20 protein-coding genes and 1 tRNA gene are annotated in these 21,283 nt (G+C 71.7%); 11 read left to right on the top strand and 10 right to left on the bottom strand.

Annotation, left to right across the window (positions count from 1 at the left end; genetic code table 11):
* Nucleotides 1-83 precede the first annotated feature (83 nt).
* Nucleotides 84-3,080 carry a DNA polymerase I gene (gene polA, locus G407_RS0123820; protein WP_029032824.1) on the top strand — a complete coding sequence of 999 codons (2,997 nt, stop codon included), beginning with the start codon at nucleotides 84-86 and terminating at the stop codon, nucleotides 3,078-3,080.
* Between the two features lie 73 nt (nucleotides 3,081-3,153).
* On the opposite strand, the gene G407_RS29750 is transcribed toward polA, so the two are convergent.
* Nucleotides 3,154-4,287 (bottom strand): site-2 protease family protein, encoded by a 1,134-nt coding sequence (locus G407_RS29750; RefSeq protein WP_052341823.1) that lies wholly within the window; start codon nucleotides 4,285-4,287, stop codon nucleotides 3,154-3,156.
* 212 nt (nucleotides 4,288-4,499) lie between these two features.
* Here G407_RS29750 and G407_RS0123830 point away from each other — a divergent pair, with 212 nt between their 5' ends.
* Nucleotides 4,500-5,444 (top strand): ring-cleaving dioxygenase, encoded by a 945-nt coding sequence (locus tag G407_RS0123830; protein WP_029032825.1) that lies wholly within the window; start codon nucleotides 4,500-4,502, stop codon nucleotides 5,442-5,444.
* Between the two features lie 127 nt (nucleotides 5,445-5,571).
* Nucleotides 5,572-5,646: transfer RNA gene (locus tag G407_RS0123835), tRNA-Gly, on the top strand.
* A gap of 283 nt (nucleotides 5,647-5,929) precedes the next feature.
* Here the strand turns inward: G407_RS0123835 and G407_RS0123840 are convergent.
* The 8 genes from G407_RS0123840 to G407_RS0123875 form a co-directional block, all read right to left on the bottom strand.
* Entirely contained in the window at nucleotides 5,930-6,592 is a 663-nt protein-coding gene (locus G407_RS0123840; protein WP_052341824.1) for a LysE family translocator, read from the bottom strand.
* Between the two features lie 372 nt (nucleotides 6,593-6,964).
* Nucleotides 6,965-7,681, bottom strand: coding sequence for a CDP-alcohol phosphatidyltransferase family protein (locus G407_RS29755; protein WP_052341825.1), 717 nt, complete (start codon nucleotides 7,679-7,681; stop codon nucleotides 6,965-6,967).
* Nucleotides 7,678-8,322, bottom strand: a complete 645-nt coding sequence (locus G407_RS0123850) for a LysE family translocator (protein ID WP_029032827.1) — start codon at nucleotides 8,320-8,322, stop codon at nucleotides 7,678-7,680. The genes G407_RS29755 and G407_RS0123850 overlap by 4 nt, the downstream gene beginning before the upstream one ends.
* A gap of 106 nt (nucleotides 8,323-8,428) precedes the next feature.
* Nucleotides 8,429-9,238 carry a phosphocholine cytidylyltransferase family protein gene (locus G407_RS29760; RefSeq protein ID WP_084327773.1) on the bottom strand — a complete coding sequence of 270 codons (810 nt, stop codon included), beginning with the start codon at nucleotides 9,236-9,238 and terminating at the stop codon, nucleotides 8,429-8,431.
* A gap of 12 nt (nucleotides 9,239-9,250) precedes the next feature.
* Nucleotides 9,251-9,868 carry a gamma-glutamyl-gamma-aminobutyrate hydrolase family protein gene (locus G407_RS0123860; RefSeq protein WP_029032828.1) on the bottom strand — a complete coding sequence of 206 codons (618 nt, stop codon included), beginning with the start codon at nucleotides 9,866-9,868 and terminating at the stop codon, nucleotides 9,251-9,253.
* A gap of 49 nt (nucleotides 9,869-9,917) precedes the next feature.
* Entirely contained in the window at nucleotides 9,918-12,341 is a 2,424-nt protein-coding gene (locus G407_RS0123865) for a PEP/pyruvate-binding domain-containing protein (RefSeq protein ID WP_084327774.1), read from the bottom strand.
* A gap of 456 nt (nucleotides 12,342-12,797) precedes the next feature.
* Nucleotides 12,798-14,009 carry a multidrug effflux MFS transporter gene (locus tag G407_RS0123870; RefSeq protein ID WP_029032830.1) on the bottom strand — a complete coding sequence of 404 codons (1,212 nt, stop codon included), beginning with the start codon at nucleotides 14,007-14,009 and terminating at the stop codon, nucleotides 12,798-12,800.
* Between the two features lie 225 nt (nucleotides 14,010-14,234).
* Nucleotides 14,235-14,639: a hypothetical protein gene (locus G407_RS0123875; protein WP_029032831.1), complete on the bottom strand. Its 405-nt coding sequence runs from the start codon at nucleotides 14,637-14,639 to the stop codon at nucleotides 14,235-14,237.
* A 109-nt stretch (nucleotides 14,640-14,748) separates the two neighbouring features.
* Between G407_RS0123875 and G407_RS0123880 the strand changes: the two genes are divergently transcribed.
* The 5 genes from G407_RS0123880 to G407_RS0123900 all read left to right on the top strand — a co-directional run bounded on the left by G407_RS0123880 (nucleotide 14,749) and on the right by G407_RS0123900 (nucleotide 18,815).
* Nucleotides 14,749-15,567: a helix-turn-helix transcriptional regulator gene (locus G407_RS0123880; RefSeq protein WP_029032832.1), complete on the top strand. Its 819-nt coding sequence runs from the start codon at nucleotides 14,749-14,751 to the stop codon at nucleotides 15,565-15,567.
* A gap of 56 nt (nucleotides 15,568-15,623) precedes the next feature.
* Nucleotides 15,624-15,977 (top strand): DUF1428 domain-containing protein, encoded by a 354-nt coding sequence (locus G407_RS0123885; protein WP_029032833.1) that lies wholly within the window; start codon nucleotides 15,624-15,626, stop codon nucleotides 15,975-15,977.
* A gap of 24 nt (nucleotides 15,978-16,001) precedes the next feature.
* Complete coding sequence (locus tag G407_RS0123890; protein ID WP_029032834.1) at nucleotides 16,002-16,580, top strand: DJ-1/PfpI family protein; 579 nt, start codon at nucleotides 16,002-16,004, stop codon at nucleotides 16,578-16,580.
* 177 nt (nucleotides 16,581-16,757) lie between these two features.
* On the top strand, nucleotides 16,758-17,408 hold the full coding sequence (locus G407_RS0123895; protein WP_029032835.1) for a glutathione S-transferase family protein: 651 nt from the start codon (nucleotides 16,758-16,760) through the stop codon (nucleotides 17,406-17,408).
* A 153-nt stretch (nucleotides 17,409-17,561) separates the two neighbouring features.
* Nucleotides 17,562-18,815: an RNA polymerase sigma factor gene (locus G407_RS0123900; RefSeq protein ID WP_029032836.1), complete on the top strand. Its 1,254-nt coding sequence runs from the start codon at nucleotides 17,562-17,564 to the stop codon at nucleotides 18,813-18,815.
* Between the two features lie 9 nt (nucleotides 18,816-18,824).
* Here G407_RS0123900 and G407_RS0123905 read toward each other — a convergent pair whose 3' ends face one another.
* Nucleotides 18,825-19,217 (bottom strand): GFA family protein, encoded by a 393-nt coding sequence (locus G407_RS0123905; RefSeq protein WP_029032837.1) that lies wholly within the window; start codon nucleotides 19,215-19,217, stop codon nucleotides 18,825-18,827.
* A 370-nt stretch (nucleotides 19,218-19,587) separates the two neighbouring features.
* On the opposite strand from G407_RS0123905, the gene G407_RS29765 reads away from it, so the two are divergent.
* The 3 genes from G407_RS29765 to G407_RS30830 all read left to right on the top strand — a co-directional run bounded on the left by G407_RS29765 (nucleotide 19,588) and on the right by G407_RS30830 (nucleotide 21,231).
* Nucleotides 19,588-20,028 carry a MarR family winged helix-turn-helix transcriptional regulator gene (locus G407_RS29765; protein WP_052341828.1) on the top strand — a complete coding sequence of 147 codons (441 nt, stop codon included), beginning with the start codon at nucleotides 19,588-19,590 and terminating at the stop codon, nucleotides 20,026-20,028.
* Nucleotides 20,029-20,253: 225 nt separating this feature from the next.
* Nucleotides 20,254-20,499, top strand: a complete 246-nt coding sequence (locus tag G407_RS32685; protein ID WP_245259165.1) for a thioredoxin domain-containing protein — start codon at nucleotides 20,254-20,256, stop codon at nucleotides 20,497-20,499.
* 75 nt (nucleotides 20,500-20,574) lie between these two features.
* Nucleotides 20,575-21,231 (top strand): glutathione S-transferase family protein, encoded by a 657-nt coding sequence (locus tag G407_RS30830; protein ID WP_052341829.1) that lies wholly within the window; start codon nucleotides 20,575-20,577, stop codon nucleotides 21,229-21,231.
* Nucleotides 21,232-21,283: the final 52 nt, after the last annotated feature.

The raw sequence follows: 21,283 nt of genomic DNA on the forward strand, positions 1-21,283 counted from the left end.
GGGGCGGCCGCGGCGGTTTTCGCCCGTGACCCGCGCGGCGTCCCGCCCTAGTGTGCGCGCCGCAGCCCGCACGGAGCCCCGCCATGACCGCCGCCTCGACCGCCCAGACCAGCCCCACCGCTTCGGCCCCGCTCGGGGCGGGGGACACGCTGATCCTGGTCGACGGGTCGTCCTTCGTGTTCCGGGCCTTCTTCCAGTCCATGAACCAGGACGCGCGCTACAACTACCGCTCGGACGGCCTGCCGACGGGGGCGCTGCGCATGTTCTGCGTCAAGCTCCTGCAGTTCCTGAACGACGGCGCCGCCGGCATGAAGCCGACGCATCTCGCCATCGTGCTCGACAAATCGGAGGGCTCGTTCCGCCGCGAGGTCTATCCCGAGTACAAGGGCCACCGGCCGGATGCGCCGGAGGACCTGAAGGCGCAGATGCCGCTGATGCGCGACGCGGTGCGCGCCTTCGGGCTCGAGCCGATCGAGCTCGAGCGCTACGAGGCCGACGACCTGATCGCCGCCTACGCCAAGGAGGCCTCCGCGCGCGGGGCGGACGTGCTGATCGTGTCGGCCGACAAGGATCTGATGCAGCTCGTCGGCCCGAAGGTGCGCTTCTTCGACTTCGAGAGCGGCATCAAGGGCAGGCCCGGCTACCGGCCCGAGCGCGACCTCGACGAGGCGGCGGTGACGGAGCGCTGGGGCGTGCCCCCGAAGCAGATCGCCGACGTGCTGGCGCTGATGGGCGACACCTCGGACAACGTGCCCGGCGTGCCCGGCATCGGCCAGAAGACGGCGGCGCAGCTCGTGAGCGAGTACGGCGACCTGGAGACGCTGCTGGCGCGCGCCTCCGAGATCAAGCAGCCCAAGCGCCGCGAGACGCTGATCGCCAACGCCGACGTGGCGCGGCTGTCGAAGCGCCTCGTGCTGCTCGACGACGCGGCGCCGATGCCGGTGCCGGTGGACGACCTGCGGCTCGGCGCCTTCGACGCGCGCCGGCTGATCGCCTTCTTCAAGGCGATGGAGTTCACCACCGTGACGAAGCGGGTCGCGGCGGACTGGGACATCGACCCGAACAGCGTCGAGGCGGACCCGGCGCTCGCCCGCGCGGCGGGTGCCGCGCGGGCCGGCGGGGGCGAGGATGGTCCGGACGCCGGCGCGGCCGCTCCCGTGGCCGACGAGGATGCGACGCCGGCGCGGGTCGTGGCGCTTCGCCTGAAGGAGGCCACCGACGTCGGGGTCGACCGCGGCGGCTACGAGCGCGTGACCACGCTGGAGCGCCTGCGGGCCTGGGTGGACGAGGCGACCGCCCTCGGCATCGTCGCCTTCGACACGGAGACGACCGCGCTCGAGGCGCATGCGGCCGATCTCGTCGGCGTCTCGCTCGCCACCGGCCCGAGCCGCGCCTGCTACGTGCCGCTCCAGCACCGCGACCCGGAGAGCGACCTCTTCTCCGGGTCGGGGTCGTGGCTCCTGGCGGACCAGATCCCGATCGCCCGGGCGCTCGAGGTGCTGCGACCCATGCTGGAGGACCCGGGCGTCCTCAAGGTCGCCCACAACATGAAGTACGACTGGCTGCTGATGCAGCGCCACGGCGTCGAGGTCGCGCCCTTCGACGACACGATGCTGATGTCCTACGTGCTCGATGCCGGGCGCAACAACCACGGCATGGACGACCTCGCCCAGCGCCATCTCGGCCACACCTGCATCGCCTATGCCGAGGTCGCGGGCTCGGGCAAGGCGCAGGTCTCGTTCGACCGCGTGCCGATCGACAAGGCGACGACCTACGCCGCCGAGGACGCGGACGTGACGCTGCGGCTGTGGCGGGTGCTGAAGCCCCGCCTCGTGGCGGAGGGGAAGGTCACCGTCTACGAGACGCTGGAGCGGCCGCTCGCGCCGGTGCTGGCGCGCATGGAAGGGCGCGGCATCAAGGTCGATCGGCAGGTATTGAGCCGGCTATCTTCCGACTTCGCCCAGACCATGGCGCGGCTGGAGGAGGAGATCCAGGAGGATGCCGGAGAGCGATTCTCGGTCGGCAGCCCCAAGCAGATCGGCGAAATCCTGTTCGGCAGGCTCGGCCTGCCCGGCGGCAAGAAGACGCCGTCGGGCCAGTGGGCGACGCCTGCGGCGGCGCTGGAGGAGCTGGCCGAGGCGGGACATGAATTGCCGGCTAAGATCCTCGAGTGGCGGCAGGTGCAGAAGCTCAAGTCCACCTACTCGGACTCGCTGCCGGGCTACATGGACGCGGCGGGCCGCGTGCACACCTGCTTCTCGCTCGCGGCGACGACGACGGGCCGGCTGTCCTCCTCGGACCCCAACCTCCAGAACATCCCCGTGCGCACCGAGGCCGGCCGCAAGATCCGCACCGCCTTCGTCGCGGAGCCCGGCCACCGCATCGTCTCGGCGGACTATTCCCAGATCGAGCTGCGGCTGCTCGCCCATATCGCCGACATCCCGCAGATGCAGGCGGCCTTCGCCGAGGGCGTCGACATCCACGCGACGACGGCGTCGGAGATGTTCGGCGTGCCGCTCGACCAGATGACCCCGGACCTGCGCCGGCAGGCGAAGACCATCAACTTCGGCATCATCTACGGCATCTCCGCCTTCGGGCTCGCGGCGCGGCTCGGCATCCCGCAGGGCGACGCGGCGGCCTTCATCAAGCGCTATTTCGAGCGCTTCCCCGGCATTCGGGCCTACATGGACGAGACAAAGTCCTTCTGCCGCGAGAACGGCTACGTCACGACGCTGTTCGGGCGGGTCTGCCACTACCCGGCGATCCGCGCCGGCAACCCCGCGGAGCGCGCCGGCGTCGAGCGCCAGGCGATCAACGCCCCGATCCAGGGCTCGGCGGCCGACATCATCCGCCGCGCCATGGCCCGCATGGAGGACGCGCTCGCGGAGGCGAGGCTCTCCGCGCGCATGCTGCTGCAGGTCCACGACGAGCTCGTCTTCGAGGTGCCGGAGGACGAGGTCGAGGCCACCCTGCCGGTCGTCACGACGGTGATGGAGGAAGCGCCCCACCCGGCGCTGACCCTGAAGGTTCCGCTGGCGGTGGAGGCGCGGGCCGCGGGGAACTGGGAAGAGGCGCATTGAGGGCCCGGCGTCCCTCGCGGCGCAGCAACGGCTCGCACCGCCGTCGCGCGCGGGACGCGGGCGCCGCGCTGCGTCAGCCGTAGGTATGATCCTTCCAGGCGCCCGGCCCGCGCGGCGCGTGCAGCGGCCAGTCCGGGCGGGCCTCGCGCACCATCATCACCTCGGCGAGGTTCTCGCGGGTGAGCAGGCCGACGAGCCGCCCCGCCGGGTCGAGCACGAACAGGGCCGGCGCGCCCGAGGTCGAGAGCACGCGCATGCCCTCCGCGAGCGGCGCGCCCGCGGCGATCTCGGGGACGTCGCGCGCCATCACGTCGAGGACCGGGTCGCTCGGGCTGCCGTGGCGCAGCGCCGGGATCAGCGCATCGCGGGTGACGAGCCCGCGCGGGCGCCCCGCCCCGTCGAGCACGGGAAACTCCTTCTGCGAGGTGCGGATCAGGCACTCCACGGCGTCGTCGAGGGTGGCGCCCGGTGACAGCGTCTCCACCACGCTGACCATGGCCTCGCCGATGGTGGCGTCCCGCGTCGCGCCCTTCATCTGCACCTGCTCCACCTCGGCGGAGGCGGCGAGATAGACGAAGATGGCGATGACGAGCAGGATCGGGTTCCAGAACAGCCCGATCACCGCGAAGGCGACCGCGGCGGCCTGGCCGATCCGGCCCGCGATCCGCGTCGCCTCGGCGTGCGGCCGGCGCATGGCGAGGAGCGCGCGCAGCACGCGCCCGCCGTCCATCGGGAAGGCGGGAATGAGGTTGAACACGACGAGGATCACGTTCACCGCGGCGAGGCGCGCCAGCAGCGACAGGCCGGGGTTCTCGATCTCCACGAGGTTCGCGGTATCGAGCGTGGCGCCGAGGACGAGGAAGAGCACGACGGCGATGACGACGTTGACCGCGGGACCCGCGATCGCGACGACGAGCTCCTGGCGCGGGTCCTCGGGGATGCGCTCGAGGCTCGCGATGCCGCCGATCGGCGAGAGGATGACCGAGGGCGTGCGGATGCCGTAGCGGCGGGCGGCGAAGATGTGGCCGAACTCGTGCGCCAGCACGCAGGCGAACAGGAGGAGCACGAACAGCGTCGTCGTCAGCGCCGCCTCGAAGCCGCCCGCGCGCCAGGCCGCGCCGGCGATCCAGACGAGGAACAGGACGAAGGTGACGTGGATCTTGACGACGGTGCCGGCGATGACGCCGATGGGGAAGGACCAGACCATGGACGACGCTCCTCGCGCGCGTGCGGACCCCGGACGGCGCCCGCGGCGGTCGCACGGCGTGCGAACGCGATCCTAGCAGCGCCGGTTCGCGGGCGCGACGGCGAGAGGGGCCTCGGCCGCCGCGCCGCATGCGACGTCTTGCATCCGTGAAAGCCCGCATGTCCCGCGGGCGTGCTAGGCTTCTCGTCCGATCAGCCGATCAGGAGGTCGCCATGCAGCTCACCGGCATCCATCACCTCACCGCGGTGACCGCCGACGCGGCCGGGAACCACGCCTTCTACACCGACGTGCTCGGCCTGCGCCTCGTCAAGAAGACGGTGAACCAGGACGACGTCTCGGCCTACCACCTGTTCTATGCCGACGGGCTCGCCTCGCCGGGCTCGGACATCACCTTCTTCGACTGGCCCGTGGGGCGCGAGCAGCGCGGCACGCGCGCCGTCACCCGCACGGGCCTGCGCGTCGCGGGCGAGGCGGCGCTGGCGTTCTGGGATAAGCGGCTCGCCGAGCACGGCGTCGCCCACGGCGCGATCGCGCGGCGCGACGGCCGTCTCGTCATCGACCTCGGAGACCCGGAAGGCCAGCGGCTGAGCCTCGTCGACGACGGCGGCATGGGCGCGGCCCATCCCTGGGAGCGTTCGCCGGTCGCCCCCGAGCATCAGGTACGCGGGCTCGGGCCGATCACGATCTCCGTGCCGGACCTCGCGCCCACCGCCGCCGTCCTGGTGCAGCTCATGAACATGCGCGAGGCGCGGGCCTACCAGACGCCGGGACGGCCCGGCTCGACCACGCACGTCTTCGAGATGGGCGACGGCGGCCCGGCGGCGGAGCTGCACGTCGCGGTGGAGCCCGGCGTCGCGCCGGCACGGCCGGGCGCGGGCGGCGTCCACCACGTCGCCTTCCGCGTTCCCGACGCTCAGTACGACGCCTGGGCGGAGCGGCTGCGCGGGCTCGGCGTTCCCTCCAGCGGGCCGGTCGACCGCTACTACTTCCGCAGCCTCTACTTCCGCGAGCCGAACGGCATCCTCTTCGAGCTCGCGACCGACGGCCCGGGCTTCGCCGTGGACGAGCCGCTCGACACGCTCGGCGAGCGCCTCGCCCTGCCGCCGTTCCTGGAGCCGCGCCGCGCGGAGATCGAGCGGGGCCTGAAGCCGCTCTGAACGGGGCGGCGGGGAGGGTGCCGGGGAGGGTCTCGGGGAGGGTCTCGGGGAGGGTCACGAAGCACCCCGCCCGGGCGCGAAAACCCGCTTGCGGGCCGCGGCGGGCGCGGCTATCTATGGGGCCGACGCGGGCGTAGTTCAGTGGTAGAACGTCAGCTTCCCAAGCTGAATGTCGTCGGTTCGATCCCGATCGCCCGCTCCAAGCTCTCCTCCGGCATACCGGTGACCTGCCCGGCCCTCGGGCCCCGCGTGCCCGATCCGTCGTCGACGAGGACGCCTCTGCCTGGTGCGCGGAGGTCCTCGCTGCGTGCGGCGGGCTCCCGTCACACACGGGGTCGGCGTCGTACGCCGTCGCGGTACCCGGCGTCCTGCGCTGCGGCGAATGGACGGCGCTCGTCGGATACCGGATCGGCAGACCGTCCTCGATCATGGCCTGCGCGCTCGCGCCGCCCTCCTCCGGACGCCGGGGCCCCGCGCCGCGCACGTCAGCTGCTCGCGCCCCCCGCCATCGCGAAACTGCGCCCGATCAGCTGGACGGAGAAGAAGCCGAAAAGGACCGCGCTCCCGAGATCGATCCAGAAGCCGTGGGACCGGTACCAGCCGATCATGCCCTGCGAGGAGAACAGCAGCGCGTAGCCGTAGAAGACCATCACGCCGAGGATCCAGCAGCCCGCCACCACGAGCAGCGGCAGGATCGGCGCGCTTCCGGGCACCAGGACGATCGCGATGATCGCCGACCACGCGAGAACGCCCTTCGGGTTGAGCAAGTGGATGGCGAGACCTTGAAGGTAGAAGCTCCGCCCGGACCGGCCTTCGGGGCCGGCCGGAGCCGCGGCGCCGGACAGGGCCCGCCGGAACGAGCGGAACGAGCGGTAGGCCAGGTAGCCGAGATAGAGTCCGCCGAGGGTCATGACGACCGCCGTCGTGCCGCGGTGGGCGGCGATCAGGACCGAGAGGCCCGCGGCGGCGACGAGGCCCCAGAACAGGGAGCCCGTAATGACGCCCGTCGCCACCGACAGGCCGGCGCCGCGGCCCCAGCGCATGGCGGCGTTCATGATGGCGAGATTGCCGGGCCCGGGGCTTATGGTCGCCACGAGGTAGACCACGACGGCCCACCCGATATTGCTCGCGACCTGCGTGATCTCCATGCGTCGCCACCTCGTCTCGTCGGGTCCGTCACCGGCCTCGGGCCGGGCGTCCTCACCCGGGTCTCGGTCCCGCTCCGAGGACGAGGCCCATTCCCGTGGGTGATCGATGCGCCGCTCCCCGTTCCGCGATCAGCGTCGGCGGCGCGACTCGGAACGTTCCTCGGATCACCGCGTCCCGGCTGCGGAACGTCGCCTCGTCTCCTGGAACGCGTCGGCACGAGCTTCGTGGGAGGAGAGCAGGGTTCGGATCGGGTCCATGCACGGGCGTCCTTCGGTGCGGGCAGAGCCTATCCGGAAGACGCCCGACGCCGGCTCGGACACTCGCTTCGGTAGATCCGAAGGGGTTTTTCTATATTCGAGATTCCAGACGCGTCAAGGCTCGATTTCAACCGAGGGGACGTGCTCGGCAACAGATGCTCGAGCGTCGACTCGGCCCGAGACTGTCCAGAGGGCGAGATTGGCCGCGACGCTCGCCGCAGCGAGGCCGTTGAACGCCAGGAGCGCGACTCCCGCGAGCTTCGGGATCCGCACCGAGGTGACGTTGAGCACCGCCAGCACGGCGAGCACGGTCGGGAAGAGCACCGCCACCGCGGGCAGGTCCATGGCGGCGACGAAGAGGCAGGCGGCCATCGTGCTGAAGATCACCGGCACGCCGGTATAGGATCCGTCCGCGCGCGGTCCCGCGAGCGCGAAGAAGGCGAGGCGCAGCACCGCGCAGACGGCCAGGGCCGTCGCGACGAGCACCGTTACCGGCGACGACCCGACCACCGCCACGAGAAGAAGCCCCGGCAGCACGCCGCCGTGGACGACATCGCACAAGGCATCGAGCAGGCCTCCGGCGCGGGCCATGACGCTCGCCCGCGCTGTCTGGCGGCGGGCGACGGAGCCGTCGAGCATGTCCGCGAGAAGCGCCAGGCCCGCGAGAGCCGCCCCCAGCCGCGGCTCGTCGAGGACTACGGCGTGAGCTCCGAGGACGGCGCACGAGAGCCCCGCCAGCGTGACGGCGTTCGCAGGATCCCATGCGATCGCGCCGATCGTGCGCGGGAGCGCGGCCGGTGGCTCGACGCCGCGTTCGCCGTCGTCCCTCACCGGGCGGCTCCGAGGCCGACGCCGAGCGCGATGTACAGGGCGGAGGTCACCGTCGGGATCACCTTCCCGGTCACGGACTTGGGCATCCGGCTCTTCAGCACCACGAGGACGAAAGCGTAGAGCGCGTGGATACCGATCACGATCGCCGCGATGGTGACGAACATGATGGCGAACTGCGTCGGGACCGGGCGGTCCGCGGCGACGAATTGCGGCAGGAAGGCCGACAGGAAAATGACGGTCTTCGGATTGCTCGCGGACACGGTGAGCGCCTCGAGATAGCGCCGACGTGCGGATGGGATTGCCGGCGTCGGCTTCACCGCCGTCGAAGCGTCGAGATCGCGCCGCTTGTGCAGGACGTAGAGATCGTAGAAGCCGCGGCAGCCCAGATAGACCAGATAGGCCGCGCCGGCGTACTTCATCCAGGTGAAGGCCGCGCTCTCCTTGGTCAAGAGCGCCCCGACGCCGAGCCCCACGGCGGAGATGATGACGAGCTGGCAAGACAGGTTGCCGGCCATGGTCACGGCGATGCTGCGGTAGCCGTAGCGCGCGGCATGGGTGAGGACGATCAGCACGTTGGGTCCGGGAGACAGCGTGATGGCCAGATACGCGGCGGCGAAGACCGCCCAGAGCGACGCGTCCATGTGAGTTCCTCGAACGAGATCTACATCCGGAAAGGAGCGCTCGGGCTTCTGGATGTCGCGAAGGACCGAAGGATATCGGGTGGGTCGCGGCCCGCACCGGGCGCTCTCAGACGCCGCGGAGAAGCGGGCCCGCCCGCGATCGGCCGTCGTGCTCCGGCCGCGAGGATCGCGGCCGGGCATCGCGCCGGCGCTCGAAGAACGCGATGTCCTCCCGGCTGTCGAGTTCCCCCCAGGGAGCGGAGGTCGGGACGCAGGCGACGTTCCGTCCGGCCTCGACAAGGCCCGCGAGCATCGACGTCGTGTCGATGGCGGCGCGGCGAGACGGCTCCAGCCCGTCGAAGTGCTCGACGAAAGCCGCGAAACCCGCGGGTCGAAACGCGAGGAGACCCATGTACTGGCCTTCCACGGCGTCGATGTTCTCGACCCGGCCGCCGATCTCCCCCAACGAGCCGTCGGGACGCAGGCGGAACTTCTCCAGGTCGGCCAGCGGATCGGAGAAGCGCGCCTCCCAAAGGGACCTGCCGTCCGGGTCGAAGGCGATGGCGATGTCGGCGTCGCAGGTGGAGAGGTCGGCGACGATCCCGGCATCGTAGAAGATGTCGCTGTAGCTGACGAGGCACGGCTCAGCGGCGAGGCGCTGGCGCGCGACGAGGAGCGTCTGCACCATGTTCGTGACCGCCCAGCACTCGTTGACCAGAACGTCGTCGACGACCGCCACGGTACGGGCGAAGTCGCGCAGGACCTCGCTGCGATAGCCGCCGACCAGCGTCACCGATCGGCACCCACCCGCCTCGAGTGCCCTCAAGGTCCGTGCTAGGAGCGGCTCGCCCATGAAAGGTACGAGACATTTCGGCCGGTCGTCGGTCAGGGGCCCGAGCCGCGACCCACGTCCGGCGGCGAGAACGATCGCATGCATGACTTCTGCGCCTCAGGACGAGAAATGGGATTGCACGATGGCGACGTCTGACGGGAACGGATCGGGCTCTCGCTCGGGATGCCACATGATGCCGGCCATACGGCGCCGGTCGTCCTGCATCCACTCGATGCCGCCGTCCGCCGCGCGCGCGCGCGCGACGAACCCGGCGGGCGCCTCTCCGATTACGTTGTGATGGTAGGAGTTGACCACGCGGGCGATGTCGGGGCCGACGACCCGGTGACGGGTGGCGACGTGGCCACTCGCCTCCACGAGGCAACCGCCCGCGTCGAGGCAAATCTTCTGGAGCCCGCGGCAGACACCGAAGATCGGCAGGCCCTCGGCCGAAACGGCGGCGATCGCGAGGTCCTCGACGTCGTCGCGCTCCGTACGCGCCTCGGGGGTACAGCCCACCGCACCGCCGCCGGTGAGGAGGAGCCCCGCGAGCTCGCCACGTGTCCGCAGCGCGCGATCGAGGAGCGCCGCCGCGTGAGACCGTCGGTTCGGCAGGCAGAGCGGCACGAGGCCGCAACACTCCAGGAAACCCCACCAGCCGGCGTCGAGGGCGTCGCGCCACTCGTCGCGCTCCGGCAAGTGGTGTCGCAACATGGTGATTGCGACGACACGCGTCATGGTCGCCTCCGCCGAAACGACAAGCCGAGATCGAGGCTGCGGCCGGCTGTCACAGCAACACCTCGACGCGGCGGGTGGCGCAATCGATCCGAAGCAGGCGGGACGAACGCCAGGTCTCGTAGGAGCTCCCCGCGCCGATGACGGCCGGCAGGCCGAACTCACGCGCGCGGATGGCCATGTGCGAGTTCTCTCCGCCGAACTTGGTGACGAAGCCGGCGATCGGCCGCGTGAAGATCCAGTCGAAGCCCGGGTCGGCGCTTTCGATGAACACGATGCGCCCGGCGAGTTCGCGCTCGTCGATCGATGCGACGGGCGCCTTCACTGCCTGGTCGGTGATGAAGTTGGGCGCCGATGCACGGATCTCGAAGGCATAGACGTCGTCGAGGCCGGTGAGGAGCTCGGGCAGCCTGATCGGCTGGTTGCGCCGCCAAGCGACCCGGTTCGCACTCGATATCTCGGCGATCCGATGGTGCAGATCCGGCCCGAGGTCGAGACAGCTGTCGATGTCGGCCACCGTGAGGAACGACATCGTATCCCGGTCGAAGCCGAAGCGCGCACCCACCCGCGCGATGATCTCCAACGCATCGGATATGCCCGCGGAGTAGAGGAACTTCACACGCTCGCGCGCATGGATCGCGTGGCGCGCGAAGCCGTGAAAATCTTCCCAGCCGAAGGTGTAGCCGTGCGCGGCGAGAGCGGCGTCGAGGCGCGCGGCATCCGGGTTCCAGCCGGGCGGCTGCGCGGGCACCACCGGCTCGACCTCGCGCGGGGTCGTCTCGCTCGCCTCGAAATACGGTGCGCTCGGGTCGTCGTAGCGCGGTACCATGATATCGAAGGTCCCCGGTCGGACGTGGCCGTAAAGCCCCATGAAAGTCCGCCGATCGAGGGTGCGGAAGTCGTCGACCATGCGCGCGCCGATGCTGTCCGCCGCGCGGGAGATCTCGTCCAACGTCTCGACCGGGACCGTTCCGCTGCCGACGAGCGCCTTGAGGATGTCCGTCGCGACGAAGGCCGCCCGGGCGGCGGTCGCGAAGAGCGGAATCGCGTCCCGCCGCACGCGGGCGAGGAGGGTCCTGACGTCGATCAGGTCGCCGCCGTCGATGTCCGCCGGTTCGTGGTGAAGGGCCTCGACGGCGCCGAGGTCGCGCATGGCGGAATGATAGTGTCCCTGCGGCGCGACGATGTCGTTCGTGATCTCGAGGAGCGCGTCGAGGTAGGCGGTCCATTCCGCATCGTCGAGCGAGGGGAAGCGGGCGCGCCAAGCCTCCTTCCGGAGATCCGGCTTGAAGACCGTCGGCATGATCCTGAATTCGATCTTGTCGTGATGCTGCGGCTCGGCGCGCAGCGCGCGGCAGGCGTCGGCCACGATGCGGCGACGCATGTCCGGCGCGATGCTCGCAGGCACGAGGGAATGGAAGCTCGTCTCGACCGAGATGTAGGGGATGCCGCCGATCGGCGACATGAGCGAGTAGCGGTGCATGTCGTGATAACCGAGCCGCGCACGCCCCTTCGCCCATGCGCAGTCGGTCACGAGAAGGCGATAGAGCGAATACGCGAGGGGGCGCGGCTTGAAGCCGATCAGCTCGCCCGGGTTCCAGTCCGGCATGACGCCGAGGAGCGTCCCGTCCTCCAATCCCTGCCGACGACCGTGCTGCGCGACCGCGGCGTAGGCCTCGCGCACCTGACCGACGAGTGCGGGAAAGCTCGCGCGGTGGGCGAGATACCGCGTCGTGCCGAGGACGAGGGGCCGAGCCTGGAAGACCGTGACTTCCCCGAACCGATCGATGGCGAACTCGACGTCGATGGGCGCGTCGTCGAAGAGCGTCGCGAGTTCGTCGATCACTGCGCGCAGCGGCTCCAGCTCGCGCTGGAGGCGTGAGCCGTGGCCTTTCAGGACGATCGTCGTCCTGGTGCCCGCGGCACCGCTCGTCACCCGGGACGTGTCCGAGCCGGGCGCGTAGTCGATCACGATGTAAGGAGCACTCGACTTCGCGTCGACGGTCGTCAGGACGCCGCTGAGCGCGACATCGCGTGCCATCGGTTGCACGAGGACGTGCTCCTCCGTTCGATCGTACTGACCGAACGGAATGTGGACGGGCCGCTCGTAGGAGCGGAACACGCGCACGATCGCGTCTCGGAGCTCGGCCGGGCTCGATACGTCGAGGACGGAGCAGAAAGCCCCCGCCATGGAGGCTCGGCCGGAATCCTCGCCGGAAAAGCTCGATCTGACGATGAGGGGGAACGAAAAGCGCGGATCGCCCACGATCGACGCGAGACGAGCGGTGCCGTTGCGCGTCCAATCCCGGGCCGATATCGTCGCGGCGGGGAGCACCTTGAACGTTGTGGCGACTGCGGCCAGTCGGTCGAGGGTCTGCGCCTTCGTCCCGAAGACGACGTGACGCGAGGCGGGGCTCCCCATCGATCCGGGGTAGCGGACCTCGTGGGCATTCTGCGAAGTCGAAACTGCTGTCATGTGCCGCCTCGGCGCCCATAAGTTTATTAGCCCGCCACGATGCAATCAGCTTCGATTCGATGTCAAGTTGCTTTCAAGGGAGACGTACGGCTAAAAATTCGACCTCGTGATTTTCGCGTCTCGGCGACGAGGTCGGGGATGCGCGAGGCGGCTGCGAGCGCGGCCGACGACGTGAGACGATGCGGTCACCCCGAGGGCCCTGGTATCGTAGTGGTGCCGCGACCTCGTTCGACGATTCGTTCGAGCCGGTCCGGGGCGAGCCGCGCGCGCGTACGGCGCGTCCGGCTCGTTCACACGGCCGCGGCGGAGCGGCCGTTGGTGGCCGCCACGGAGCCGCAGGGCAGGTCGACCGGAGCCGAAAGCGCATCGGGATCCACGTAGCCGCGCCGGCGGTCACGTGGATCGGCCGGCACCGGCAGCGGTGCCCGGACCCGGGCGGCCCGAGCGGGATCCTCCCTACACGTCGGCCGCGCACGCCGGGCGGAACAGGACGGCCCATGCGAGAGCCGCCGAGGTGCCGCCGCATGCCGCGATGGCGGCGACCATCGGAACCGTCGTTCCGTCGAAGAACGGCCCCGAGACGACGACGACGAGACCGCCGAGGATCATCTGCAGCGCGCCGCCCAGCGAGGAGGCGAGGCCCGCGATTGCGCCGTGGGGGTCGAGCGCCATCACCATCGTGCTCGGTATCACGACGCCGAGGAAGGCGTTCGCGACGACGAGGAGGCCGATGACGACGGCGAGCGGGGCGAGCCCCGCCCAGGCGAGCCCGAAGAGCAGGCTCGAGAACAGCGCGAAGCCGGTCGTCCCGGCCAGCACCACCCGGTCCATGCCGAAGCGCTGGCCGAGCGTCGCGGCGACCTGCGACGCGGCGAAGAACCCCGCCGCGTTCGCCGCGAAGGCCAGGCTGAACTCGGTCGGGGTCAGCCCGAAGCTCTGCGTGTACACGAAGGAGGCGCTCGCGATGAAGACGACGAACGAGGCGAAGCCGAAGCCGCCGACCAGGGTGAGCCCCACGAACCAGCGATCCGACAGCAGAACGGCGCTCCCGCGCGCCAGCCCCGACGGCGACACGCGGACCCGGGAGGCGGGGGGCAGGGTCTCCGGCAGGAAGAACTGCGTGACGACGAGGCTCGCCACCGCCGCCGCCAGCAAGGCCAGGAAGACCAGGCGCCAGCCGCCCAGGGCGATGACGCCGCTCCCGGCGAGAGGGGCGAGCATCGGCGATACGCTGATCACGAGCATGACGAGCGCCATGATCCGCGCCGCGTCGGTTCCCGTCGCCGTGTCGCGGATCACCGCGCGCGGGACGACCATCAGCACGGACCCGCCGATGCCCTGGACGAAGCGCGCGGCGATCAGCCAGCCGATCGAGGGCGCGATCGCGCACGAAGCCGAGCCCAGGATGAAGATGCCGAGCCCGAGGATCAGCGGCGTCTTCCGCCCGATCCGATCCGAGATCGGCCCCCAGGCGAGCTGCGAGACGCCGAAGGCGATGAAGTACGCGATCAGCGTGGCCTGGACCGCGGAGATCGGCGCGTCGAGCTCCGTCGCCACCGACGGCAGGGCCGGCAGGTACATGTCGATGGCGAAAGGGCCGACGCTGGCGAGGAGGCCGAGCACGACCGCGAGGCGCACCGTGGAGACGGGGGAGTGTCCGTGACGCATGATTGTCTCGTGGAACGAGGGGGCGGCCGGGCCGGCACGACGCCGGCGGGACTCCCCTCCGGATGCGGGATCGGCGCGAGGACGCGCGAGCCTCGCCGCTTCCGACCGCCGGCGCTCGGCCTCCGCCGCGGCCGCTGCCGTCCCCCCCAGATGTCGTCCCCCCCGATGCCGTCCCGCCGCGCGGCGGGCATGCGCGGAAACCGCCCGCGCATGCCCGCCGACGGCTCACGCCGTCGCGAGCGCCCGCGCACCGCGGACCCCCAGCCCCTGCGCCAGCGCGAACGCTGCGACGGCCACGGCCTGGAGCATCACGAAGGCGACGCCGAGCGCGGTGGGCGCCACCCAGCCGCTCGCCAGCAGCAGGAGGCTGTCTGCCACCCAGACCGCGTTCAGGATCGCGACGGCCCAGCCGAGCGCGGTCCGGATCCGTGCGCGGGCCGCCAGGAGCCAGAGCACGGCGGCCCAGGCGAGGCAGACCGCGCCGACGATCCGCAGGAACGGTGCCGGCAGGCCGAGCAGGTCGGAGAGCGGGCCCGCCGCGACGGCGAGGCCCGCGCCCATGGCGCCGCTGGCGAGCGCGTCGGCGCGCAGCGCGAACCGGAGGAAGGGGGTGATCGAAACGTGTGTCATGTCGTGTCTCCTCGAGTGCCGATGCCGGGAGGATCACTTCGATTCGGAGCCCGCGCGATGGCGTGGGAGGTAATTGGCTCCATCCCGGCGGACGCCATAAGCTCGCCCCATGATCGCAGCCGCCTCCCCCGCTCCGGCCGCCGCCTTCGGCGACCACCTCCGCTCCTGGCGCCGCCGACGCCGGCTCAGCCAGCTCGACCTCGCGCTCGACGCCGAGATCTCGCAGAAGCATCTGAGCTTCTGCGAGAGCGGGCGGGCGCGGCCGAGCCGCGACATGGTCGTCCGCCTGGCCGAGCGGCTCGAGATCCCGCTGCGCGAGCGCAACGCGCTGCTGCTCGCGGCGGGCTATGCGCCGCTCTATCCGGAGCGACCGCTCGACGCGCCCGAGCTCGCCGCGGCGCGCGAGGCGGTCGCGCTCGTGCTCGAGGGCCACGAGCCCTATCCCGCCCTCGCCGTCGACCGGCACTGGTCGATACTCGCCACCAACGCCGCCGTGGCGCCGCTCCTCGACGGGATCGCCGAGCGCGCGCTCCTCGCGCCGCCGGCGAACGCGCTGCGCCTGAGCCTGCACCCCGGCGGCCTCGCGCCGATGATCGTCAACCTCGGAGAATGGCGCGCGCACCTCCTGGAGCGCCTCGCCCGGCAGGTCGCCGCGAGCGCCGACGAGGCGCTCGAACGCCTGCTGGAGGAGCTGCGCGCCTATCCCGCCCCGCCCCATCCCCGCTCCGACGGTGCGGAGCGTTCCGCGATCGCCGTTCCCCTGCGGCTGCGCAGCCCGGCCGGCGAGCTCGCCTTCATCTCGACGGTGACCGTGTTCGGGACGCCGACCGACATCACGCTCTCCGAGATCGCCATCGAGGCCTTCTTTCCCGCCGACGAGGCGACGAAGCGCGCGCTGCGCGTCGATCGAGCCGCCGGCGCGGCTTGATGTCGGCGTCGCGGCGCCTGCGACGTCCTCGGCGAGCACAAGGAGAGTTGAGGGCGATGGCTTACGTCGACGGTTTCATCATCGCGGTCCCGAAGGACCGCCTCGCCGATTACGAAGCGCTCGCGCGGGTCGCGGGCGAGGTCTGGAAGGAATACGGCGCGCTCGCCTATGTCGAGGCGCTCGCCGACGACGTCTCCTACGGGGAGCTGACCTCGTTCCCCCGTGCCGTGATGGCGACGGAGGACGAGATCGTCGTGTTCTCCTGGATCGTCTATCCGTCGCGGGCCGCGCGCGACGACATCCTCCAGAAGGTGATGGCCGACCCCCGGCTTCGCGCGGGCATGGAGGCGCCGCCCTTCGACGCGAAGCGGATGATCTGGGGCGGCTTCACGCCCTTCGTCGAGTTCTGAAGCGCAACCGGGAGCCCGATGCAGATGACGTCACCCGCCCGGAAGACGATCGCCGTCCTCCTGCCGGACGGCTTCGCCGATTGGGAAGTCGGCATGCTCGCGGCCTCGGCACGCGAACGGTTCGCTGCGCAGATCGCCTACCTCACGCCCACCGGCGCGCCGGTCGCCTCGATCGGCGGCCTGCGCGCCGCGGCGGACGGCCGCTTCGCGGAGGCGGACGGCGGCGCCGTCGACGCCGTCGTCGTCTGCGGGTCCGACGCCTGGGCCGGCGACGACGCGGGCGCGGGCGCGATCATGGCCGCCGCGCTCGCACGCGGCACGCCGGTCGGCGTGATCTGCGGCGCCACGATCGCCGCGGCACGCGCCGGCCTTCTCGCCGGGCGCGTGCACACCAGCAACGGCCGCGACTGGCTCGCCGGCATGGCGCCGGGATATGCCGGCGCGGAGCTCTACCGCGACGGCGGCGGTGCGGTGCGCGACGGGACGTTCGTCTCGGCGCCCGGCACCGCGCCGGCCACCTTCGCGGTCGAGATGCTGTCGCTGATCTTCGCGGGCGCGCCGGGCCTCGACGAGACGCTGGCGATGCTGCGTGCCGCGCGATGAGGAGCGCAGGGCCGTGATCGCGCCGGCGCGCGTCCGCGAGGTGGCGCCCGCCGCGAACCCGAAGCGCAGTGCAGCGGATCGGGACCCCTGCGCCACGGTCCGGCCGGAGGCCTTCGCCCCCGCGGACGGCGGTGCGGCTCGATGCGCTCGCCGCTGGCTTTCGAGAGAGGAGACTCCATGAGCGGCATCGTTCTCGTTACCTTCGACCGGGTCCCGCAGGGCCCACGCGGCTACGTCCGCGACCTGCGGATCCGCTGGGCGCTCGAGGAAGCGGGCCTCGCCTACCGGATCGAGACGACGCCGTTCGACCCGCGCACCGACAGCCATGCGTCACACCAGCCGTTCCGGCAGGTGCCCTGGCTCGTCGACGGCGATCTGACCGTGTTCGAGACCGGGGCGATGCTGCTCCATCTCGGTGAGCGCAGCGAGGCGCTCGTGCCGCGGGACGCCGCCGGTCGCTCGTCGGTCGTGCAGTGGCTCTTCGCCGCCCTGAATTCGGTCGAGCCGGCGAGCCTGCCCTGGTCGCTGTTCCGGTTCGCCGGCGACGACGCGCAGACGCCGGGACGGCGCCACATCGACGCGTTCCTCGCAGGCCGCCTCGAACGCCTCGAGCCGGTGCTGGCCGCGCGAGACTGGCTCGCCGGACCGTTCTCGATCGCGGACATCGCCATGGTCGACGTGCTGCGGCTCGTCGGTCGCTTCGACGGCCTCTCGGCGTATCCCGCCTGCCGCGGCTACGTCGCGCGGGCGACGGCGCGGCCCGCCTTCGTGAAGGCGCACGCGGATCAGATGGCGCATTTCGCGGCGGCCGATCGGGCCCGGGTGTAGGCACCCTGCGCGCGGATGCACGGTGGGTGAGGCCCGGTCGCTCCGAGGCGCCTCCTGCGGCTGGCGGTCGCACCACGAACGGAGCATGATCGCGTGTCGGGACGCGCCGCCCTCGCGCGTCCTCGGTCGCCTGTCCCCCGCGGAGCGCCCCCGATGCCCGAGCCGTGCGCGATCGCCGATGCCCTGACGACGGCGCGGCCGCGTGCGCTGGCGGCGCTGCTGCGCCGCTTTCGTGACCTCGATTCGGCGGAGGACGCCTTCCAGGAGGCCTGCCTGAGGGCGCTGGCGACGTGGCCGGCGCGGGGCCTGCCGTCGGACCCGCTCGCCTGGCTCGTGCTGGTGGGCCGCAATGCCGGCACGGACCGCGTGCGCCGCCGCGCGCGCGACGTGCCGCTGCCGCCGGAGGACGCCTTGTCCGACGCCTCGGACGCAGAGGCTCCCCTCGTCGAGCGCCTCGATCACGCCACCTGCGGCGACGACGTGCTGCGGCTGCTCTTCGTCTGCTGCCGCCCCGAATTGCCGCCGGCGCACCAGATCGCCCTCGCGCTGAAGGTGGTCTGCGGGCTCTCCGTCGCCGAGATCGCGCGCGCCTTCCTCGTCTCCGAGAGTGCCATGGAGCAGCGCATCACCCGCGCCAAGCGCGCCATCGCCAAGGCCGGGATCTGCTTCGAGGTCCCCACCGCCGCAGAACGCGAGGCGCGGCTTTCGGCGGTGGCGGCGGCGCTCTACCTCCTCTTCAACGAGGGCCATTGCGGCGAGGCGCGGGAGGACGGCCCGCGCGCGGGCTTCTGCGAGGAGGCGATCCGGCTCGGGCGCCTTCTCGTCGACCTCTTCCCCGGCACGCCCGAGCTCGAGGGGCTGCTGGCGCTGATGCTCCTCCACCGCGCCCGCGCGAAGGCGCGGATCGATGCGACCGGTGCGCTCGTCCCCCTCGACGCGCAGGACCGGCGGCTCTGGGACGCCGACGCGATCGGCGAAGGCCTCGCGCGCCTCGCCCGCGCCGAGGCCGCCGGCCCGGCGGGGCCGTACGTCCTGCAGGCCGCCATCGCGGCCGAGCACGTGCGCTGCGCGGACGGGGCCGCATGCGACTGGCGGCGCATCGCGCTCCTCTACGCCATGCTGGAGCAGGTCCAGCCGACCCCGGTGGTGCGCCTCAACCGCGCGGTCGCGGTCGCGAAGACCTTCGGGCCGCATGCGGGCCTCGCTTTGGTCGAAGGCCTCGCCGCCCCGCTCGACGGCTACCTGCCGTTCCACGACGTGCGCGGCGCGCTGCTCGCCCAGCTCGGCCGCCGCGACGAGGCGCACCGCGCCTTCGCCCGCGCGCTGGCGCTCGCGACCGACGATGTGCAGGCGGCGCGGCTGCAGCGGACGCTGGCGGGCCTCGCCGGCGGACGCCGGCCGTCCTGACGGCGCCGCTCACGGCTCCGTGCGGCCCGTCTCGTCGCGGTCGCGCTCCCAGCTCCGCGCGAGATCGAACGGGGGCAGCCACGCCTCCCGGCGCACGGTCCACAGCTCGTAGGTGGGCCGGAACCGATCGGGCGCGTCGAAGGCGCCCAGCGCGACCTCGATCTCGTCGCCCGTCCGCGCGAACACCGAGGAGCCGCAGCGCGGGCAGAAGTGGCGACCGCGGTAGTCGCGGGTCTCGCCCTCCACCGCGACGGCATCGGCCGGAAAGATCGCCGAGGCGTGGAAGAGCGCGCCGTGATGCTTGCGGCAGTCGAGGCAATGGCACAGCCCCACGCGATGGGGCGCGCCCGTCGCGACGAGGCGCACGTCGCCGCACATGCATCCACCCGTCTGTCCCGTCATCGGTCCCTCACCTTCGACCCGCGGATCCACAGCCGAACGAGCTCCTGCCCGGGCGGGCGCCACGACGGCGGCATGTCGCTGCGCTCGGGAAGCCCGATGTCGCGGCGGATATCGTCCGACAGGTCCGCTGTCGAGAGGGCGCGCTCCGACGCCTTCGCGAAACCGCATGCGGCGAGAATAGATCGAACCGGCATCGTCACACCCGCATCTCGCCCGAGCCCCGCGGCCCGCCTTCCGAGACGCGTCATGCCGGGGGAGACCGACACCCGGAGCACGATCGTCTCGTCCGGCGGCTCGCCGCGGGATCCTCGGCCGGACGGATGTCGCGCCGGTTCTTGACCATGCGGTAGAGTGTATCTACACTCATCTCATGCCCATCGACGAAACTCGCGCCTGCCTCTGCCTCGCGTCCCGGCGCGCCGCGCGCTCGATCACGGCCGCGTTCGACCGCGCGCTCCGGCCGCACGGGCTGCGCGCGACGCAGTTCACGCTGCTTTCGGTGCTCGCCATCAAGGGACCGACGCGGATCGGCACGCTCGCGACCATCGTCGGGACCGAGCGCACGACCATGACGCGCAACGTCGCCGTCGCCGAGAAGGCCGGGCTCGTCGTCACGCACCGCGACGAGGAGGACGCGCGCCAGCGGCTCGTCGGCATCAGCGCACGGGGCCGCGCCGTCCTCGAGGAGGCGTTCGTCACCTGGCGCCGGGTCCAGGGCGAGCTCGCCGCCGGGCTCGGCGCGGAGGCGGTGGACGGACTGCGGCGCTTCGCGGCGGCGGGGCGCCGCCCGACCATGGGAGCGGTTTCGTGAGTACCGAACGACGCCCGGATTGCGGTCGGCTGCATGCCGCACGACCACCCGCGACGCGGGTCATCGCACCCGTCCTGGGCCTCGTCTGCGACGGCCCTTTCGCGGAGGCGCGCGACTACGCTGCCTCCGTTTTCGCCGCGCGCGGCGAGCGAGAGACGCTCCCCACGCTGGCGCGCGATCTGGCGGGACGGTGATCTCCGACGTCGACGTGCGGGACGCGCACGCGTGCTCGCGCAGCGACAGGTCTCCTGCCGACGAGGCACGATCACGGTGGACGGACGCGGGCGCGGGTTTCGTGACGTCCGGCTGCTCGACGAGATGGGGATGCCCTACCGCCTCGGGGACGTCGACCTGCTCGCAGGCGTCGAGAACGACGAGGAGTTCCTGCGCATCGATCCCGCGGGGTTCGTCGCATACGGGGTGCGCTGGCTGGAGGATCGGTTCGGGCCGGCGGCCCGGGCGAGGCCGTGACCGGTCGATGTCGGACGGCATGGCGCCGGCGCGTCCTCGAGCATACGTCCGCCCCATCCCTCGAGGTGCCCTCCGATGAAGCTCTACGGTATCCCCCCGACCCGCGCCACGCGGCCGATCTGGTTGCTGAACGAGCTCGGCCTCGACTGCGAGATCGTCACCGTCGACATTCCGCAGGGCGAGCATCTCGGCGCCGCGTTTCTGGCGGTCAACCCGTTCGGCAAGGTGCCGGCCCTCGTCGACGGCAACGTGCGTATCGCCGAATCCGCGGCGATCTCGCTGTACCTGGCCGAGCGATACGGAGACGGGCGGTTCATTCCCGGCGACTCGCGTGCCCGCGCCGAGATGTATCAGTGGATCTTCTTGCTCGTCACCGAGATCGAGCAGCCGCTCTGGCGCGAAGCGCTGCATACCGCGATCTACGCCGAGCACGAGCGTCGCCCCGAGGAGGTCGCGCTCGCGCATCGGGACTGCCGCCGTATGCTGGAGCCTCTCAACGCGCACATGACCGGGCGGGACTTCTTCGTCGGCTCCACACCGACGGTCGCCGATTTCATCGGCGCGTCCACCCTGGACTGGGCGCGCGAAGCGGGGCTTCTCGAGGCCTCGCCGGCTCTGACGGCGTTCGTCGACCGCATGTACGCTCGCGAGGCGGCTCCGCCGACGATCGCGGAAGGCTTCGCCACGCTCCATGCGGGCGGCATTCCGGATCGGTACCGGCGGCCGCGCTAGCCGATCCGCGCGGAAGGCGGGGCGAGGAGACGACCAGCGAGCCGTCGGCGAC

Source organism: Salinarimonas rosea DSM 21201 (assembly GCF_000429045.1).
Classification (GTDB): domain Bacteria; phylum Pseudomonadota; class Alphaproteobacteria; order Rhizobiales; family Beijerinckiaceae; genus Salinarimonas; species Salinarimonas rosea.

What these genes read in the sequence shown, in the direction of transcription:
- polA (WP_029032824.1), top strand. Translation starts at nt 84, where the DNA reads ATGACCGCCGCCTCGACCGCCCAGACCAGCCCCACCGCTTCGGCCCCG.
- G407_RS29750 (WP_052341823.1), bottom strand. Translation starts at nt 4,287, where the DNA reads ATGGTCTGGTCCTTCCCCATCGGCGTCATCGCCGGCACCGTCGTCAAG.
- G407_RS0123830 (WP_029032825.1), top strand. Translation starts at nt 4,500, where the DNA reads ATGCAGCTCACCGGCATCCATCACCTCACCGCGGTGACCGCCGACGCG.
- G407_RS0123840 (WP_052341824.1), bottom strand. Translation starts at nt 6,592, where the DNA reads ATGGAGATCACGCAGGTCGCGAGCAATATCGGGTGGGCCGTCGTGGTC.
- G407_RS0123850 (WP_029032827.1), bottom strand. Translation starts at nt 8,322, where the DNA reads ATGGACGCGTCGCTCTGGGCGGTCTTCGCCGCCGCGTATCTGGCCATC.
- G407_RS29760 (WP_084327773.1), bottom strand. Translation starts at nt 9,238, where the DNA reads ATGCATGCGATCGTTCTCGCCGCCGGACGTGGGTCGCGGCTCGGGCCC.
- G407_RS0123860 (WP_029032828.1), bottom strand. Translation starts at nt 9,868, where the DNA reads ATGACGCGTGTCGTCGCAATCACCATGTTGCGACACCACTTGCCGGAG.
- G407_RS0123865 (WP_084327774.1), bottom strand. Translation starts at nt 12,341, where the DNA reads ATGACAGCAGTTTCGACTTCGCAGAATGCCCACGAGGTCCGCTACCCC.
- G407_RS0123870 (WP_029032830.1), bottom strand. Translation starts at nt 14,009, where the DNA reads ATGCGTCACGGACACTCCCCCGTCTCCACGGTGCGCCTCGCGGTCGTG.
- G407_RS0123875 (WP_029032831.1), bottom strand. Translation starts at nt 14,639, where the DNA reads ATGACACACGTTTCGATCACCCCCTTCCTCCGGTTCGCGCTGCGCGCC.
- G407_RS0123880 (WP_029032832.1), top strand. Translation starts at nt 14,749, where the DNA reads ATGATCGCAGCCGCCTCCCCCGCTCCGGCCGCCGCCTTCGGCGACCAC.
- G407_RS0123885 (WP_029032833.1), top strand. Translation starts at nt 15,624, where the DNA reads ATGGCTTACGTCGACGGTTTCATCATCGCGGTCCCGAAGGACCGCCTC.
- G407_RS0123890 (WP_029032834.1), top strand. Translation starts at nt 16,002, where the DNA reads ATGACGTCACCCGCCCGGAAGACGATCGCCGTCCTCCTGCCGGACGGC.
- G407_RS0123895 (WP_029032835.1), top strand. Translation starts at nt 16,758, where the DNA reads ATGAGCGGCATCGTTCTCGTTACCTTCGACCGGGTCCCGCAGGGCCCA.
- G407_RS0123900 (WP_029032836.1), top strand. Translation starts at nt 17,562, where the DNA reads ATGCCCGAGCCGTGCGCGATCGCCGATGCCCTGACGACGGCGCGGCCG.
- G407_RS0123905 (WP_029032837.1), bottom strand. Translation starts at nt 19,217, where the DNA reads ATGACGGGACAGACGGGTGGATGCATGTGCGGCGACGTGCGCCTCGTC.
- G407_RS29765 (WP_052341828.1), top strand. Translation starts at nt 19,588, where the DNA reads ATGCCCATCGACGAAACTCGCGCCTGCCTCTGCCTCGCGTCCCGGCGC.
- G407_RS30830 (WP_052341829.1), top strand. Translation starts at nt 20,575, where the DNA reads ATGAAGCTCTACGGTATCCCCCCGACCCGCGCCACGCGGCCGATCTGG.